The 17827-nt window shown below is 62.8% G+C and carries 16 protein-coding genes; 9 read left to right on the forward strand and 7 right to left on the reverse strand.

Translation table 11 applies throughout. The features are described 5' to 3' along the window. Positions 1-14: 14 nt before the first annotated feature. Positions 15-833 carry a hypothetical protein gene (locus JST30_07430; protein MBS1714154.1) on the reverse strand — a complete coding sequence of 273 codons (819 nt, stop codon included), beginning with the start codon at positions 831-833 and terminating at the stop codon, positions 15-17. A 149-nt stretch (positions 834-982) separates the two neighbouring features. Here JST30_07430 and JST30_07435 point away from each other — a divergent pair, with 149 nt between their 5' ends. Continuing rightward, positions 983-1444 (forward strand): hypothetical protein, encoded by a 462-nt coding sequence (locus JST30_07435; GenBank protein MBS1714155.1) that lies wholly within the window; start codon positions 983-985, stop codon positions 1442-1444. 71 nt (positions 1445-1515) lie between these two features. Next, positions 1516-2046, forward strand: a complete 531-nt coding sequence (locus JST30_07440) for a transposase (GenBank protein ID MBS1714156.1) — start codon at positions 1516-1518, stop codon at positions 2044-2046. A gap of 162 nt (positions 2047-2208) precedes the next feature. On the opposite strand, the gene JST30_07445 is transcribed toward JST30_07440, so the two are convergent. Continuing rightward, complete coding sequence (locus tag JST30_07445; GenBank protein MBS1714157.1) at positions 2209-2850, reverse strand: hypothetical protein; 642 nt, start codon at positions 2848-2850, stop codon at positions 2209-2211. A 229-nt stretch (positions 2851-3079) separates the two neighbouring features. Between JST30_07445 and JST30_07450 the strand changes: the two genes are divergently transcribed. Next, positions 3080-4618, forward strand: coding sequence for a M14 family metallopeptidase (locus tag JST30_07450; protein MBS1714158.1), 1539 nt, complete (start codon positions 3080-3082; stop codon positions 4616-4618). Here the strand turns inward: JST30_07450 and JST30_07455 are convergent. Then, a complete protein-coding gene (locus JST30_07455; protein MBS1714159.1) occupies positions 4608-5300 on the reverse strand; it encodes a hypothetical protein in 693 nt (230 codons plus the stop codon). The two genes, JST30_07450 and JST30_07455, sit on opposite strands and share 11 nt — an antisense overlap. Positions 5301-5360: 60 nt before the next feature. On the opposite strand from JST30_07455, the gene JST30_07460 reads away from it, so the two are divergent. Further along, positions 5361-7556 carry a hypothetical protein gene (locus tag JST30_07460; protein ID MBS1714160.1) on the forward strand — a complete coding sequence of 732 codons (2196 nt, stop codon included), beginning with the start codon at positions 5361-5363 and terminating at the stop codon, positions 7554-7556. A gap of 37 nt (positions 7557-7593) precedes the next feature. Then, positions 7594-8073 (forward strand): DinB family protein, encoded by a 480-nt coding sequence (locus JST30_07465; protein MBS1714161.1) that lies wholly within the window; start codon positions 7594-7596, stop codon positions 8071-8073. Here JST30_07465 and JST30_07470 read toward each other — a convergent pair. Next, the gene (locus JST30_07470; GenBank protein ID MBS1714162.1) at positions 8052-9740 is read right to left on the reverse strand and encodes an adenylate/guanylate cyclase domain-containing protein; all 1689 of its coding nucleotides are present in this window, start codon (positions 9738-9740) and stop codon (positions 8052-8054) included. The two genes, JST30_07465 and JST30_07470, sit on opposite strands and share 22 nt — an antisense overlap. A 57-nt stretch (positions 9741-9797) precedes the next feature. Between JST30_07470 and JST30_07475 the strand changes: the two genes are divergently transcribed. Together JST30_07475 and JST30_07480 are read left to right on the forward strand one after the other, a co-directional pair. Beyond that, positions 9798-11240, forward strand: coding sequence for a leucyl aminopeptidase family protein (locus tag JST30_07475; GenBank protein ID MBS1714163.1), 1443 nt, complete (start codon positions 9798-9800; stop codon positions 11238-11240). An 86-nt stretch (positions 11241-11326) separates the two neighbouring features. Further along, on the forward strand, positions 11327-11947 hold the full coding sequence (locus JST30_07480) for a hypothetical protein (protein ID MBS1714164.1): 621 nt from the start codon (positions 11327-11329) through the stop codon (positions 11945-11947). Positions 11948-12028: 81 nt separating this feature from the next. Here JST30_07480 and JST30_07485 read toward each other — a convergent pair whose 3' ends face one another. From JST30_07485 to JST30_07495, 3 genes are all read right to left on the reverse strand, one after another. Then, the gene (locus JST30_07485; GenBank protein MBS1714165.1) at positions 12029-12649 is read right to left on the reverse strand and encodes a hypothetical protein; all 621 of its coding nucleotides are present in this window, start codon (positions 12647-12649) and stop codon (positions 12029-12031) included. Positions 12650-12660: 11 nt separating this feature from the next. Then, positions 12661-14472, reverse strand: a complete 1812-nt coding sequence (locus tag JST30_07490; protein ID MBS1714166.1) for a hypothetical protein — start codon at positions 14470-14472, stop codon at positions 12661-12663. A gap of 106 nt (positions 14473-14578) precedes the next feature. Further along, complete coding sequence (locus tag JST30_07495) at positions 14579-15028, reverse strand: ester cyclase (GenBank protein ID MBS1714167.1); 450 nt, start codon at positions 15026-15028, stop codon at positions 14579-14581. Between the two features lie 157 nt (positions 15029-15185). Between JST30_07495 and JST30_07500 the strand changes: the two genes are divergently transcribed. Further along, positions 15186-16499: a hypothetical protein gene (locus tag JST30_07500; GenBank protein ID MBS1714168.1), complete on the forward strand. Its 1314-nt coding sequence runs from the start codon at positions 15186-15188 to the stop codon at positions 16497-16499. Positions 16500-16524: 25 nt separating this feature from the next. Next, entirely contained in the window at positions 16525-17604 is a 1080-nt protein-coding gene (locus JST30_07505; GenBank protein MBS1714169.1) for a DUF935 family protein, read from the forward strand. The last annotated feature ends 223 nt before the right edge of the window (positions 17605-17827 follow it).

The following is a 17827-nucleotide window of genomic DNA, read 5'->3' on the forward strand; positions in this document are numbered from 1 at the left end:
CCGCGCAGAACAGGCTAGCCCTTATCCGGCACAAAGTCACTTGGGCCAAGAAGCACGTCGTAGAGCTTGAACGAGTCATCAATGCGTTCCTTGAATCCGAGCCTTACGCGGGTAGCGTCAAGCGAAATCCGCAAACGCGACAGCCCGAGTATGTAATGACGAAGGTCGCCGCCGTCGATGAGCACGTTTCCCTGTTGGCCGGCGACGCTGTCAACAACGCCCGGAGCGCCCTTGACCACCTTGTCTGGCACCTGACCGACGTTCACACGTCCGGCGACCCGGTCAAGCTCGAACGGTGTGCGTTCCCGGTCGGCCAGTCCTTGAATTCTTACAAAGAGGCCCGACAGAAGTCCGTAGTAAACAAGGTCGCCCCACTGGCCCTTGATGTCATCGACGCGATCAAGCCGTACAAGGGAGGGAACGATGCCATATGGCGGCTCCATGAGTTGAACCGTATCGACAAGCACCGCAAACTTTGCGTCGTCGGGTCGGCCTTTCACTCCATGGACATCGGACCGTCCCTGCGATCCATGGCCCAAAAGAACATGAGGGGACTCGCCGGATTCGAGGACATTGAGATTCCTCTTTTCGAGATGGTCGTCCACCCCACCGACAGAATGTGCCCGTTGAAAGTCGGCGACGTACTGTACTTCGACGCTCCCGAAGCCGAAATGCACGAGGATATGAAGTTCTCCTTTCAGGTAGCGTTCGGCGAACTTGGGGTCACGGACGGTGAACCAGTCGGCGAACTGTGCCGACAGTCGATTGACTTGATCGACAACCTGATCGGAAGCTTCGAGCCGTTCCTTACTTGAGCATCCGTGGGCTAGCAAGTGAGATCATTCCATTGCGACAGATACCGTGGTGGAAAGTCAAGCCTTCAGGTAGGGCGTGCCTCTGTGGACGACGGCCGCTATCCTGCGCATGATCTTGTTCGTGACGGCCACGCGCCCGTCCGGTTCGAGTGGGTAACTTTGTTCCCATGGCTTATTGGCGGATGCAGCTTCACCCCGATGATGCGAACAGGTCGGTGCTCCACGCTGCGACTTGTCTGACCCGTGGCCTGATCGGGCTTGATTTCCGAACTGACGTAGGAGATCTACGCAGATCCCATCACGCAATTGACGAGAGCCAGAAAGACTACCGACTGTTTGAGAACGAAATGTCGGTAGGTGACCATGTTCTCATCCAAGCGCACCATCACCCGTTCGCGCTCGTCGAAATTGCCAGCGACTATGCGTACGTTCCCAACGCGCGTGAGGCCCATGGCGTTTGGTTCCGCCACTTGAGGTTGATCAGGAACACTGCGTTCTACGCAGACTATGTGACGAACCCCAAGAAATGGCAACGGATCCCAATGACAGACACTATTGCTCCCCTTCGATCGGACGACGGCATCGCGTACCAGCTCATTGAACAGTGGCTACTCAAGGGCCGACCATGATGGCGCTTGGCCGGGGTGATGTCTCGTGCACCCCGGTCCGAAGGACACGTCGTCACGGTAGCATCCCAGAATTGCGGCGTAGAGTCTTCAACACTCCTGGAGAGGCGCACGGGCTGACGTTCTCGACCTATCGCCGGACCAAGGTCTTCACCGAACCCCGCTTCTGCGGGCTGTTCCTCGACGTCCTGGACCGCGAGCGGAAAAATCTCAAGTTCGAGGTCTGGGCGTACGTCCCGATGCCCGACCACGCGCACGTCCTGATCTGGCCCACGGAGCGCGACTACGACGTCTCGGAGATCCTCCGCGCCGTCAAGCAGCCGGTCTCGGCCCGCATCCTCAGCCTCTTGCGGTTCGAAAGCGACCCGCGCCTGCCTAGGCTGTGGAACGAGGCGTCGCAGAAGCACCGGCTTTGGCAGGCGGGCGGCGGCTACGACCGCAACCTTGTCTCACGCGGTCTGCTGGCCAAGACGATCGACACCATCCACGACAACCCCGTGGTCGCGGGGATCTCCAAGCTTCCCTGGGACTACGAATGGTCGAGCGCCGGGTTCTACCAAGGCCTTTCCGACGGACCGTTCAAGGTCGACCGGTACAAGGGCTGAAGTTGTCCGTTCCGGACCGGGGTGCACGAGACATCACCCCGGCCACGCGCCACGTGCCCGGTCTGCAACGGGGCGCACGCGTTCGGGAAGCTTGTCACGGCGAGGTGCCGACCGGGCCACCCCGCCAGGACAATAGCGTACGAATCGTCGCTCTTACCCTGGTCACCTCGGCTCTTCTCCGAGGAGAAGGTCAATCGCTGTTTTGGGCGGCAAGGGTTCTGCCTTTTCTGCTAGGAGCGCCATCGCCACCCCGTCAATACTTACCGCCCAAAGGTCGACAGGCTCTTTGATCGCTTCCTTCGTGTTCAGGCCTTGCCTAAGTAATCGGCGGAGCCTGTGCTCAACGACACCGGGGCTTTGGGAAAGAAAGGAGACCAAGGAAATCCACACTAGCCCGGCAGCAAGACCCACGACGCCGATCCAAAAGAAGTTTTCGGAACTAACCCCGGGCACTCCGGGGCGATTCCCTAGCGCCACGCAGAGACCAACAATGCCAGCCACATAGCCTGGAAAAGAGTAAGAGTGGACATACCTTCGACGTAAGTTCCGAATGGCGGCATCCGAAATCCTGCCACATTCAGGGCACTTGATAGCTTCGCTTCTCCGCTCGATGGCACAGGCGAGCAGGTGCTTCATCTGATAGAATGCGTGCCTTGCTGCGGTTTTGCTTGGCACTATTGCCGAGGAGTCACGACCTGTGACTTGGTATGTGTCGCCATACCAGTACAGCGAGCCGCAATGGTCGCATGTGAACTCCCAGCCGATCCTGAGGGTTGCCCGACTCGAGTAGTGTGTGACAAGCATCCGGGAGGATTATGGGCGCGTGGCCGGGGTGCACGAGACATCACCCCGGCCACGCGCCGCGAGACATCACCCCGGCCACGCGCCCGCGGTCGCCATGAGGGCAGGACAGTCTCAAAAGGACATGTTCCTGCGGAACCGGGGTGCACAAGACATCACCCCGGCCACGCACCCTGAAAGAAAAGCACGCACGAAAGTAATCCCTGCGGCCGGACGGGTAAACCTGGCCTCCATGACAACGATGCTCGCCTTGCTCGCCGTGCAGGCCGGTGCGTGGCCGCAGACCCGGGCGGAGAGGACCGGCTACCAGGAGACGAGCCACTATGAGGACGTCGTCGCGTTCCTCGACGGGCTCAAGGCGAAGGGCGCGCCGATCACCATCAAGCGGACCGGCAAGACCACGAAGGGCCGCGACCAGTTGCTCGTCATCGCGAGCCGGCCGCGCCTCGTCAGTCCAGAATCGGCGCGGGAGGCGGGCAAGCTGATCGTCCACATCCAGGCGAACATCCACGCGGGCGAGGTCGAAGGGAAGGAGGCGATCCTTCACCTGCTGCGCAAGTGGTGCCAGGAGAAGAACGGCGTGCTCGACAAGGCCGTGCTCCTGATCAACCCGATTTACAACATCGACGGGAACGAGGAGTTCGCGCCCCAATCGCGCAACCGGCCGGGGCAGAACGGGCCGGAACTGGTGGGGCAGCGCGCGAACGGGCAGGGACTCGACCTGAACCGGGACTACATCAAGGCGGAGAGCCCGGAGATGCAGGCGGCCCTGAAGTCGGTCTGGAACCCCTGGCGGCCGCACGTCTTCATGGACCTGCACACGACCGACGGCACCCGGCACGGCTATCCGCTGACCTGGTCGCCGCCGCTCAACCCGAACACGGACAAGGACATCTACCTCTATGCGCGCGACAGCCTGATGCCGAAGGTGAAGGCGAAGCTGGAGTCGCAAGGGCTGCGGACGTTCGACTATGGCAACGACGAGACGGTCGCGGGTCGGCGGGCGTGGTATTCGGTCGCCCCGGACGGACGGTATTCGACGAACGCGGCGGGCCTGCGCAACTGCATCGGCGTCCTCAGCGAGGCGCTCGTCTATCTGCCTTTCAAGGAGCGTGTGGAGGCGACGGAGAAGTTCGTGACGGCGGTCGTCGACCAAGCGTTGAAGGATTCGGCGAAGATCCAGGCGATGCAGCGGGCCGCGGACCGGAACTGGACGATCCGGACGCGGAAGGAACTGGGCGTTCGGTTCGACTTCGCTTCGCGGGGCACGGAGCCGGTGTGGCTGGAGAAGAAGAGCGCGTCGCCGAAGCGGGGCGTGCCGAAGGACTTGGAGCAGGTGAAGCTGCCCGTCCTCGACCGGTTCGTGGCGACACGGTCGGTGCGGTTGCCGCTCGCGTACGTCGTTCCGGGTTCGGCGCGGAAAGTGATCGAGTTGTTGCGGCTCCAAGGCGTGCGGACGCGGACGGTGGCGAAATCGGAGTCGGTGAAGGGCGCGGTCGCTTTTGTGACGACGTTCCACCAGGACGCGCAACCGTTCCAAAAGCACAAGCTGATCCGGTTGGACGTCGAACGGCGACAGACGGACGTGTTGCTCGATCCGGGCGACGTCGTCGTGCCGTGCGACAACCGTGACGCGGCGCTCGTCCACTGCATCCTCGACCCGGAGAGCACGGACGGGGCGGTGACGTGGGGCTTCTTCGGCGAGAAGTTCCCGGTCGGGAGCGCGGTGCCGGTCCGGATGCTGTTTCAGTACGAAGGCGTCAGTCGCTGACGCCCCAGGCTTTCTTCACCATCGCGTAGCCGACGGGGTCGTGCTTCTCGAGTTCGGGGCGCGTGAAGGGGAAGAAGTCGTTGTAGCCGAAGAGGGCTTCGCTGAGTTCGGCGAAGTACTCCATGGGGTTCGTCGCGGCGTAGGCTTTCTTCTTCTGGCCGCGGTAGTAGACGACCTCGTCGTAGAGCTTGGCGTCCATCGCGGCTTTGAAGGCGTCGGCGACGACGGCCCCGTCGAACCCGAACGAGAGGTCGTGGTAGCCGTGGGCGTATTCGTGGAGGACCATGAGGGGTTGGTCGATCGACCAGGCGACGAACGACTTGAGGTTCGCGAGTTCGACCCCTTTGGCCTTGTCGGGGTTGAGGCCGTGGTCTTTGAGCCAACCGGCGTCAGGGTGGTAGCACATGCAAGGGAACTGGGGATCGTCGCGCTCCACCCAGATCGGGATCTTGCGGAGCGTGACGAGGGCGGGAGCGGGGACGCGACGGACGATCTCCTCGAAGCGAAGTCTGAGGAGCGCCATGGCGGGGGCTAGCTCGTCTTTCGCGGCGAGAGCTTCCTTGCTGATGCGGACCGTGAAGCCCTCGACGCTTTCGACCTTATAGGAAGACGTCGGAGCATAGGCGGGCCGTGCCTTTGCGTCCTGAGTGAGAAGAACGAGGGTCAGGGCGGCGAGCGGCATGCCCAAAGTTTACAAAAATCCGAACCCGGACCGCCGACCCGGTGTATCGTAAGGAAAGCCGTGAACGCCACCCTCGTACTCGCCTCGCTCCTGACGCTTTCCACTCGGCAAGACGCTCCCAAGCCGCTCACCTTCGAGACGGCGGGGACGACGGTGGCCAAGGCGTTGGAGTCGATTTCGAAGTCTGCCGGCGTGAACTGGAAGGCCGCGCCCCAGACCGCTCCGGACATCGTCGTCCTGCGGTTCGAGAACGCGGCTCTCGGCGAGGTCAAAGAGAAGCTGGCCCGGGCCGTCAGCGGAAAGTGGGAGACGCAGACGGACGGCACGGAGCTCTTGGTCGCGGACGAGAACCAGCGCCGCGACGAACAGCGGGCGGACGAGAGCGCGTACATCGAAAGCTTGAAGAAGGGCCTCCAATCGATGGCCAAGGCCCTCGAACCTCCGAAGAAGCCGGAGAAGAGGGTCGTCGACGGGGAGGAGGTCGAAGAGGAGTCCTATGAAGCGAGCGCCGGGCACAAACTGCTGGCCCGGCTCGTCTCGGCGATCCGGCTTTCGGACATCAGCTCGCTGAAACCTGGCGAGCGGACGGTCTTCTCGACGAACCCGACGGCGATGCAGCGAGCGATCCGGCCGCAGGGTCTCGACCAAGCGATCGCGGAGTACGTGAAGTTCCATAACGACGTTTACGGCAACACGGGCGGCGTCGAGACCGGACCGGTCGACGAGGGCGGAATGACCGACGCCGACCGAAAGCAGGCGATGGACCTGATGAAGCAGCTCGGCTACGAGGAGCCGAAACAGCCGGGCAAGATCCAGACGGCGGTCGCCAAAGTCCTGCTCGTGGTCGAGCGGTCCGATTCTTCGCGCGGCGACTCCGTGCAGGTCGGATACAGGTTGTTCGACCCGTCAGGAAAGTGCTTGGCGACCCAGCAGATGTCGCTCGGCGGCTGGGACTACATGGAAGCCGTTCCGGCGTCCTCGAGCGTCCAGGACACGAAGGAGCCCCCGGCCAAGCCGGTCGACCCCGACCTGAACGTGCCGTTCAAACCCTCGGACGAGGTCGTCGAACTGATCAAGTCGATGAACCCGATGGGCGGCGGGGAGCCCAAGGACGTGAGCGACGCGTTGAGGGCCAAACTGGCGCGCCCCGACGAGTACGAGCCGCTGTCGTACATCGCCGGTCAACAGATCTTGGCGATCGCGACCGCGAAAAAGGCCAACCTCGCCGCCTGCGTCCCTGACGAGATCGCCGAGACGGGAATGACGCCGATGGGCGAAGGCACCTTGGCCGCGATCAAGGAAGGACTCGAGCGTGAGACCAAGTGGGAAGCGGCGACGGGATGGATCGTCGTCCGACCGGACGCGCCCGCGAAAAGCCGCGCCCACCGGTTAGACCGGGTCGCGCTGGCCCAGTTCCTGGCCAAATGCGCGGGCCGCGACGTCCCGACTCTGGACATGATCGCGGACTATGCGGCGAAAAACGAGCCGTTGGTCGAATCGCCGGCGGCGATGCCGGGCGTGTTCTTCGTCTGTCCCGGAGCGTTCCGGATCGTCATGACGTACCAGGCGTCGTGGGACATGCTCCGGCTCTATGGGCTGCTGTCCCCCGGCACGCGACAAAGCCTGAAGCAGGGCCAGCCCGTTTCGATCGGAGCCATGGGCGGGCCTGTATCGGCCCAAGTACGGAAAATGGTCTATGGGACAGGCGCCGACTTTACGACGTCCCCGACCGATCCGAACCGGCCGCGCGGTCTGTTCGTCGGCATGGGCATGGGGATGCGCGGCGACGGCCAGATCGAAGACTTCCGTCACGAGCCGACCGAGTTCATGCCGAACGGCCTCCCTGGTAACGCGACTTTGACGGTCCGTTCGGCGCAGTCGTCGTACGTCGCACCGACGGACACGAAGGGATTCTTCGCGAAGTTCTTGAACGGCCTTGGACCGGAGGACTTGGGCATGCTGTGGTCGTTCTCGGACATGCCGAACGGAGCCGAGTTCGCCTCGATGTTCCCGAAGGCGACGAAGTTCAAAGTCGGTTCGCGGGAAGAGTTGACGTTTTCGATCAATCTCGTGCAGGGCGTGCGGCAGATCCATTACCTTCAGGAGGACACGATGCCCAAGGACGCTGCGGAAGTGACGAAGGACCAGTTGCCGAAGGACTTCCTGGAGAGGGCGCAGATGATGGCAGACCTGATGAAGAAGGGGTTCGGCCAGTTCATGCGGGGCGTACCCGGCGGGGCCGTTCCTCCGCGCTGACCTCGCGGTCGACGTCCGTCAGGGGTAAAAGCCTGATGTGACACGAAAGATCTTCGCCGACTTGGCCCGCCATACGGCTCCGGCGTTGCGGAACGTGGTCGCGCTGGTCGCAGAAGGCCGAAGGGACGCGCCCGTCAGTCCGGAAGGCTTCGGCGCGCGCGAACTGGTCTGCCACATGGCCGACAACGAACAGATCGTCCTTGATTGGATCCGGCTCTCGATCGCAGAGCCGGGGGCGGTGATCGACGTCCCCGACGCCATGGAGTTGGCCCGGAAGAACGGTTACTTGTCGAAAGACGTCGAAGACGAACTCCGTCGCTTCGAACGGCTGCGGGAGGACGTGTGCGCGTTCATCGAAAACCTGGACGACGAGGCGCTCGACCGGCACATCAGCTGTCCGTTCCGCGGGGCCGTCACGGTCCACGACCAGTGCGTCTTCCTTCTGGGCCACGACGTGTACCACCTCGACCTGTTGTCCCGGGCCGCCCTCGAAGGTCAGGCTCCGGTCCAGGCGTAGACCTGGTGACCGTCGGTGGTCGCCGCCGAGAGTGTGAACTCCGCCGCCGGGAGTTCCCCGATGACGGTCTCAGAGACGGCAAAGCCTCCGACGGGGGCGAGTGATTCGAGGTGCGCCGCGACGTCGATGACGCGCGTGAACTGGACGTCTCCGAGGTCGCCTTGGACGTCGCCTTGGTGGATGCCGATGCGGAGGGCGAACGGTTCGTCCAAACGGTTGACTTCGGAGTTGAAAGTGGGAAGGCCCGCAAGCAGGGACTTCGCCGCGTTCATGGCCGCGACGGGTTCGGGAAATCCCAAGATCGCCCCGTCGCCGGCGGTGGAATGGACGACCCCTCCGTGCGGAGCGCAGGTGCTTTCGATCCAGTCTTGGTAGGCGCGGAAGCTCCATTCGGCGACGAGCGGGTCCTTGCCTTGTTTCATGCGCGTACTGCCGGCCACGTCGACGGCGAGGACGGTGACGCGGGACGACCGCGGCGTCAGCCGCCATTCGAGTTCGAGCAGTTCGGCCATGAGGGCGTCGGGATCGTTGGCGCGCCGAAGCCGTGCACGGACGCGGTGCTCGGCGACGGACCGGAACGCGAAACCCGCGAACGAAAGTAGGACGATCATGACGTAGCCAAGGATGTACCTTTGGACGGGTAAGGCAAGGAAGTCGGAGGACGTGATATAGGCGAACGGGAGGAACATGACCAGGCCGTTCGCGACGATATGGATCGCTGCGAGCCCGATCGTCGCCAACGGCTTTCTGCACAGGGCCCCGAACGCGAACTGTCCGACGTTTCCGACCATGACCAGGACGAACGAGACGATCAGCGGAAGGGCGTACGCCTGGACGTCCTGTTGCGGGGCCCGCCCCACGATGATGAGCTTTCGGCCGGGATCCATGGACAGGAGTGCGACGGACGAACCGCACGACACGGCGAACGAGACGACGAACGCCAAGACGAACCGGTAACGCTCGGCCCAAAGGACGAACGGCGTCTCGAAAAACGAGCCTTTGACCGCCGGTTCCTGCGGGTCTTCAAGGGCTTTGCGGACCGCGAACAGCCGTTCGAGCAACTGCTGGCGGGTCATTTTTTCGACGGCTTTGCGTTCCTTCTGGACCTTGAAGTAGGCGCAAGCCAGCACGGCGGGCGCGGCGAAAACGACGTACATGACGCACATCACGAAAGCTGCAAGGAGCAGTCCGAGCTTTCCCTTGTCTCCCGGCATCAAGGCCAGGATCGAAATGGACGCCGCATAGAGCCCGACGCCTTGGAACACGGACTTCATGCTGCCGTGGCGCATGACGCCGACGATCTGGACGACGGGGCCGAGGAACATCGCCGCGATGAAGAGGATCCCGTTGAAAAGCGGTGTCAAGCCGACGCGGGCCAGGACTTCGGCGGAGAGCGATTCGCCCGCTAACATCGCTGCAAGGCCGAGTCCGTTGCAGGTGAGCAGCCAGACGAGCGGCTTCGAAGTCGCCTTCATCCACAGGGCGACGACGGAACCGCCGAAACCGGCCGTCTTCGGCGTCGTGGATGCGCCGACGTCCCGGTGGACCTGACCCATCGCCGTAAGGACAAGGTTGCGACCGACCTTGAACCGCTCGGCTAAGCCGTCGGCGTCGTGCGTCCCCGGGTTTTCCTTGAGGAATCGGACTAACGCCTGGACTCCGGTCATTCCTGGCAGATTCTACTGGCACAGCGGCCCTCGGGTTTCTCCAGGCAAAATGGATCGATGTTCCGCTCCGTTTCCGTGCGACGTGAAGCCGTCTCCGACCTGGTCGTCCGCTTTGTCCGGAAGGGATCGGAAGCTCCCGCGACCTGGCCTTCGGAGTCTGTCGAAGCCGTCGCCAGAGCCGAGTTTCAGGGTGACGCAGGACAGACCGTCGAGTCGTTCCCTCACGGTTCTCCGCGCGAACTCGTTCTGGGCCTGGGAGATGCGCCGGACGACCGTCCTGACGCGCTCCTTAAGGCGTTTTCGTCCGCAGCAAGGCGCATTGCGGCGATGAAAGTCCGAGCGGTGTCGATCGATTCGACGGAAATCCGCGGTGCCGGTCTTCACCAGGCTATCGGCGAAGCCTTCGGTCTGCTGTCTTGGACGATGGACGAGTTCTTAGGTTCTGGGAGCGAAAGGCGCGATGCCGTCGACCTTGCCGTCTGGGCCGACGACGGTGACTTCGACCGGGAGCTCGAGCGGGGTTTGGCTTTGGCCGCGTCGACCAATTGGGCACGGACATTGACCGCGACACCGCCGAACGTGGCCACTCCCGAGTGGATGTCCGCCCAGGCGGTCCGGCTTGCGGACCAAGGCCTCGACGTCCGCGTCTTGGACGGCGAAGAACTCCGTACCGAGCGGCTAGCCGGACTGATCAACGTGGGAAAGGCGTCGGCCAACAAGCCTTGCTTCATCCGGATCGCCTATCAGCCTGAAGGGACGATGGGCGGCGAGCCTGTGGTGTTGCTCGGCAAGACGGTGACGTACGACACGGGCGGTCTGGCGATCAAGTCGCGGGAAGGCATGAAGGGCATGAAAGGCGACAAGGCGGGCGGGTGCGCCGTCCTTGGGGCGATGCACGCCGTCGCGACGGTCTTGAGACCGTCGTTTCCGGTCGTCGGGATCCTGGTCGCGGCGGAGAACTCGATCGGGCCGGACGCTTTCCGAAACGACGACGTCCTGACGTTTCGGAACGGGGTCACGGTCGAGGTCACCAATACGGACGCGGAGGGAAGGCTCGTCCTCGCGGACGGCCTTTGTTGGGCGGCGGATTGCGAGACCCCCCGGTGCGTCATCGACCTTGCGACCCTGACCGGGGGTGTGGTCGTGGCGCTGGGCGGCGTGTTCGCGGGCCTCTTTTCGAACGACGACGCCCTCGCTGGGGCCCTTTCCGAAGCCGGAGCGGCGACGGGGGAGCGTTTGTGGCGGTTGCCTCTCGACAAGGAATACGAGTCGTACCTGAAGTCTCCTGTAGCCGACGTCGTGAACTCGGCTGCCAGCCGCGGCGCCCACCCTGTCATGGGCGCGACGTTTTTGTCGAAGTTCGTACCCGACGGAACGTCGTGGGCGCACATCGACATCGCGGGCGTCGCCCAGACCGACGCGGACAAGGGCCCGTTCACGGCCGGACCGACCGGGTTCGGCGTCCGGCTTTTGGCCCGATATCTGGAACAGACGGCTTGACCGTTCGTGCGGACTTCCCGGAAAGGGGACGACGTCCGGAACAGATCGGGCCCTGTGGGAAGTAGTAGGCGGCGTTGGAGTCACCTATGACCCGCACGATGAAGTCTCTCACCACCCTCGTCCTGTTGCTGTCGGCGTTGACGGCGCGGGCGCAGTTCGAATTCCCTTTGACGCAACCGAAGTTCGTCCTCATGACCAACCCTTTGGTCAAGGAGCACCTCAAGGTCTCGTCCGAGCAGACCTCTAAGATCGACAAAGTGCTCGAGGACATCGTCCAGCGCGACGGCGACAAAGTCATGGTCGTCTTGCGCGGAGACATGGACATGACCGATCTGGACAAAGACGTCCTCGCGGTCCTTGACGAAAAGCAGAGAGTCCGCTTCGCGCAGCTATGGCGACAACAGAACGGCCTCGTCGCCCTGTCCGAGGAGAAGACCGCCGCCGAATTCTCGGTCACGGACGAGCAGAAGAAGAAACTGTCGAAAATCTTCGAGGAGTACCGGACGGAACTGACCGATTTCTTCATGAACCAACATTCGAACGGTAACGAAGAGGTCTCGGTCGACCGGAAGAAGATGGAGGAGATGAAGAAGGGCGTCGAGGCCAAGATCAGGGTCGAACTGACGGAGGAGCAGCAGAAGAAGTGGAAGGAGTCGCTGGGCGAGGCCTTCGAGTTCGAGAAGAAGAAGGACGGCGGCGTCCAGTAAACGGATCCTCTCCTGTCTCCAGGGCCGGACGCCTGACCTTACGGTCAGTGCCCTCCGGCCCTTTGACCGTACGACTCCGTTTTATCGGGACTTGATGGTCTTGACGACTTTGTCCCAGACGGGGCGCTTCGATTTCAGTTCTCCGCCCTTGGCCATGAACGTCACGATGTAGACGTGGTCGCCTTTGAGGAACAAGACTCCGTAGAGGTCGAGTTCGGCGTTTTCGGCTTCTCCAACTTTTGCGACGATCGTTCCCCAGTAGGTCAGAGCCTTTCCTGACGGGCCGTCGACCACTTTGTGGTCGAGCTTGCCTTTGGTCTGCATGTTCTTCGCGACTTCGCGGTACACGTCCTCGTACATTTTGGTCGTGAGTCCGCCGTGCGGTTGCTTCATGACGTTGACCACGTCGATCCAACCTTCTGGTGTGACGTTGCCCGTATCGTAGGCGAGCAGGATCTGTTTGTCGTTCGTGTTCGCCGACATTTTTGCCGCGATCTTGGGATTGTCCTGCTTGAACTTCTCGACCGACCTGCGATAGTCGGGGTCGTCCGAGTCACCCAGGACCCATGCAGGCGGGAAGCTGGCGGAGAACGAGCCGTCCTTGCTCGTCAGTGTCGTCCAGTCTTTGTCCTGTGTGAAGGCGGTCGTGGCCAGGGCGAACAGTCCCAAAGCGACGGTCATGGTCCGGGTGCGTACGTTCATTTGTGCGGTTCCTATCGAAGTGAGTTGATCAATGCGGCGCGGCTGACGCGCGCAAGGGCGTCGCCGGGTGTCGGGAGGATCATGACGGCGTGTGCGACGCTGCCCCTTCTGACGACGATCAGGTCGATCTTCACCTTGCCGGCTTGGGGGTGTTCGAATTCCAGAGTGGCGTACACCCCGGTCCTGGCTCCAAAGCCGTAGGGCCGTTGCTCGGCGATTTTCCCCTCGACCTTGAGCAAAGACTTCACGCGCTGGAACACTTGGTTGACGAGGATCCCGGCCATGGGTGGTGCTCCTTCGAACGTCATCTCATGGATTTCGGCAAGGATGCCTTCACCATCGAGAATCGTGGAGAGCGTCTTCGCGCCAAAGTTGTCCGAGGATTCCGGGGTCTCATGATCCTTGCCGAACATGTAGCTGAACCCGCTCGAACCGAACGAACGTCGCTTCCAACCCGACGGAGCCGGGATCTCGACGCGGGCCGTTCCGATCACACGGTCGATGTAGGGAGCCTGTGCTTCGTTCGCAACGACTTCGAGCAGGACGAGCCTGTCGGGAAGGCCCAGCGCAATGGCACTACGGACCTCGAAGTCGCCGCGGCCCTTGCGTTTGTACTGAACGCGAAGCACTCGGGCCTCGACGCCGTCGACGAACTTACGGGTCACGTCCGACGAATAGTCTTTGACATCGTCTTTCGGCTTGAAACGTGCTTCGGCGAAGTCCATCAATTGATCGAGGTCTTGGTCGTTTCCGCCCGTATCGACGACGCGCACGTCGCAACCGAAGGCGCCGAAATCGACAGCGTAAGTGCGGGTCGAACCTGAGGCCGTCGGGCCGGAAAAGGGTCGGGGCGCATCGAACCAAACGCCTTCGTTACCGAGGCTTCGGGGAGCGAACGACGCTAGGTCGACGCTCGAAACTTTGAGGGTGTCCAAGACACGTGCGGCCCACGCTTCGTGTTCGGCGTTGCCTTGCCGTCCGGTCATGTTGACCCGAAGCAACCGGCCTTCGTCCATCGTGAAGAGTTCGGTGAGGACGTAAGACTTCGAGCCGCGGTGAAAGGTCATCGTCACGACGAACGCCCTGAACCCGTCCCTTTCGACCTTCTCCGTCTTCGAGGTGAAGTCCGTCGTGCCCGTCCGGGCCTTTTCAAGGGCAGGAGCCTGTTTGACCGTACCGTCAAAGTCGATCGTATGGCCCTCATCAGCTTCGGAGACCGAAGCCGTCACGACAAAGTCGCTAAAGTGAAGTTCGAAACCGCCTGGCCGACCGCCGTTTTCGGCCGCGAGTTCGTAAGGGAGTTCGGCGTTCAGTCGCGTCTTGCCGAGACATCGACGGACCCAACGCGGCGTCCCCCATTGTTCGAGGACGACCGAACCTAGGACGCTTGAGGCCATCGTCGCTCCCGCCGCAGTCTTCGGCGAAGCGAGGACCGACCAGACGCGACCTTCTGCCGCAATGGTCAGGCCCCAGGCCTTTCCGATCTGAAACGTAGAAGAGGGCTGTCCCGACACCTGACCCGCCTTCCCTCCCGAAACCGAGCCTCCAAGTTTTCCGGCGAGAGTCTCAGCGGCTTTTTCGGGAGACGGGTCGCCGTATTGTTCGGAAACTTCGACACGCAGGTCGGCCGACTCGCTCGACCATGACGTCGGCAGTACGCCAAGTCCTTCGTGCCAAGAGACCCCGCCTCCGGTCGGCTCACCGGGCAGGTCTATGATCAGCGAAGGGTTTCCGAGCTGCCAGCGGCCCGTCTCGGCCGAAGCACTGCCGCTGATGATCGAGGCTGCTGTGAGCAGGGTCGAGAAGAGGACAAGTCTGCGCACGCTTCTCTTAAGACTGTCGGTCGTTCGGGTCGTTTCCTACAATGTGCGGCGCAGCGGCGGGTTCTTGCCTCCCCGCCGCTACAGAGGGAGCCGGTCCGACCCGGGGTCATCTTTCGCAGAGCGGTCGGCCCGAGAGCCCGCGTTCGAACGCCCCTTCGGGAACGAGGCCAAGACCTTCGTACAGAGCCAAGAAATCCCACGTGTTGTACGCCTCTAACATCTTGCCGTCGACGATCCTGCACATCGCTCCACCGTGCATGGAGACGTCACGGCCCGTCCGACGGCATTTGCCTTTGAACGTGCCGATGTAGGAGAACCAGTCGTCCTGTTCGATGATGTGGTCCACAGTGACGTCGACGTCGCTGAGCAGCTCGAGCATGGCTTTGTGGAACGTGAGGAAGCCCTCTGGGCCGACCAAGGCCCTGCCTCCCAGACCATAGGCCGGCCCGTCTTCGACGAACATTTCCGCGATGGCGTCGGTGTCCTGGTCTTTCCACACGCGGTCGAACCACGTCGTGACGAATTCCAGATAGCGCGATGTCGCAAGGGTTGCCATGGACGATATTGTAAGTCGTCTTTGGCCCATTTGGGTCCGGAGTCCTTCGATTCGCCGAGTCGCGCCGACCTATAGAGCCTCAGGTGCCCTCCGACCGCCACGCTTCAAGGCTTCTCCAAAAGGTTGACAAACCCTCTTTTGTCCGGCCTATCGGTTCGTGCAACGCTTCTTAGCGAAAATCCGGCGCGTTTGGAAGCCGCACCCGGGTCAAAGGGAGTTCCTTCTCCACCCGGCGAAGTTCAAGGTCTTGGCCTGTGGACGGCGCTGGGGCAAGACCGACGCGTGCGCGGTCCAGATCGTCCACGCGTTGCACCGTCCTTACCCCACGAAGCACCTCGTCCTGGCCCCGACCGGAGACCAAGCCGCCCTGCTCTTCGACCGTGCGGTCGAACTCCTGCGGGCGATCGGGGAGTCCGAGGCAGGCGATGGGGGCGGCCGGAGCGCTCAAAGGCTCGACCGGTCTACCGATGACGGAGCGGTCCAGATCAAGCGCTCCCCGTACCCCCGGTTGCGTTTCGGCACCCATACCGTCATGGCCCGCTCGGGCCACCTCCCACGAGCCCTGAGGGGGCACGAGGCCACCCACATCATCGTCGACGAAGCTGCCTACCTTCCCGAATCGGTGATCACGGAGGTCGCGATGCCGATGCTGGCCACGTCCGACGGGTACCTGACGCTGGTCAGCACCCCTCACGGCAAGAACCACTTCTGGCGGTTCTACGACATGGGGCAACGCGGGGAGCACGGTGTTTGGAGCCGCACCGCGCCTTCGTCGGAATCGCCGTTCGTATCCCGGTCGTTCCTGGAGATCCAGCGCGAACTGATCAGCAGCCGTGCCTTCGACATCGAGTACGGCGCTCAGTTCATGGAATCGGCGGGCCAGGTCTTTAAGGCCGAAGCGGTCGAATCGTGCCTGGTCCCCAAAGTTCCGCGACGCGGGCCGCCGTACGTGATCGGCGTCGATTGGGCCCGGTATACGGACTTTACGGCGGTGGCGGTCCTCGCGGGCGACCGCGAAGAGGCTTCGCTCTTGCACCTCGAACGGCTGAACTGCACCTCTTGGAGCGAGATCGTCCGCCGGGTCGGTGCGGTCCTCGAAGCGTTCACGCCTGCCCGGGTGCTATGCGACGCCACAGGTTCAGGCGACCCTGTCCTTGAGATGCTGCAACGGTCGATGCCGCGGTCGTTCATCGACGGCGTGACCTTCACGCCGTCCGTCAAAGCGGGGTTGATCGAAGGGCTGGCCTGGCTCATCGAACGAGGCGGCCTCAAGATGGCCCCCGACCCTCAACTGCTGCGCGAACTCGAGCACTTCGAAGCTCGGCCGACGCAGAACGGGGGCACCCGGCTCGAAGCGCGAGGGGGCTATCACGACGACATGGTCGTCGCTTTGGCCCTAGCCGCCAGCCAACTCGACACCGTCTATCGTGCCGCGATCCGCGTCGGCGGCCCTCGACCGTTCGCCCCTTGACCGAACCGCAATCCTGTCTAAACCTATGTTCCGAATCTTCAACCGCCACCGTTCCCAGACTGAAGAGACCGCGCCCCAGCTCACGCGTTTCGAGCGCAACGCCTTCTCCATCCCCGGATCCCGCTTCGGGCTCCTCGGGTACGAGACCTACGACGAGATGCAGAAGGACTCGATGGTCCAGACGGTGCTCACGCTCAAACGGCTGGCCGTCGTCTCGGGAGGGTTCACGTTGGAGCCGTCCGGAGACCATGAAAGAGCGCGACGCGTCTGTCGGTTCGTCGAAGAGGCGTTCGCCCGGATGGAGGGTTCGCCGCTCGACGTCCTCCGCAATGCGATGGACGCGTTCGCCAAAGGATGGTCGGTGCAAGAGACGGTGTACCGGTTAGACGGGGGCCGGATCTGGATCGAGACCGTGCGGCCCAAGGACCCGTCTCTGTTCGGGCTCAAGGTCGACAGGTTCGGCCGGATCGAAGGACTCACGTTGAGACTGCCTGGCGAAGGGGAGACGTCGCTCGACCCGTCCCGGTTCCTGGTCTACATGAACCGGCGGAACTATGCCCAGCCGAAGGGGCGGAGCGACTTGGACGCGGCCTACCGGCACTGGCAAGCCAAGCAAGGGCTGCTTGCGGCGTGGAAGCTGCACCTAGAGAAGTTCGCCATGCCCACCGTCTTGGGAAGGTTCGAACGGGGGCTGCCCTCGGACGAGCAAGCGAGCCTTCTCCGGGCGTTGCAGGACGTGCAGAACAACACGGCCGTGACGTTCCCCAGCGAGATCGAAGTGTCCCTGCTCGGTGGCGGCAAGGAGCCATCGACCGGATTCCAGGAGGCGATCGAGTTCCATAACCGGGAGATCGCGCGGGCGGTCCTGGGCCAGACGCTGACGACGGACGAGGGCCGACGGGTCGGCTCTCTGGCGCTCGGCAAAGTGCACCTCCAGATCCTGCTTCTTCAAGTGAACGCGATCCGGCGGGAACTTGCGGAGACGGTCATGACGGAGCAACTCGTCCGACCGTTGGTCGAAGCCAACTTCGGTCCGGGCGACGTGCCGAGGTTCGTCCTTCAAGACTCGGGAGTCGACGCGTTCTCCTCTGGCGAACTCCGTTGACGGGGCGCGCACTGCGTCCTTTGGCCGGCAATTTCGTGGAAAGGAACAAGTAGGGGCTCCCGGCCGTCAGTTTTCTCGTCTCCGGAACCGATGTTCTAAGAGTAGGACGAAAGCTGGGGACTCGGGCCCGGCCAGGGCACTGGTCGGACGCGAAAAGCGTCTACCCAATTGTGGAGATTCGGGATGCCCAGCACGTCTGCTGGGCCCTCGGGTACCACCAGGA

The organism is Armatimonadota bacterium, from assembly GCA_018268395.1.
GTDB lineage: Bacteria > Armatimonadota > Fimbriimonadia > Fimbriimonadales > Fimbriimonadaceae > JAEURO01.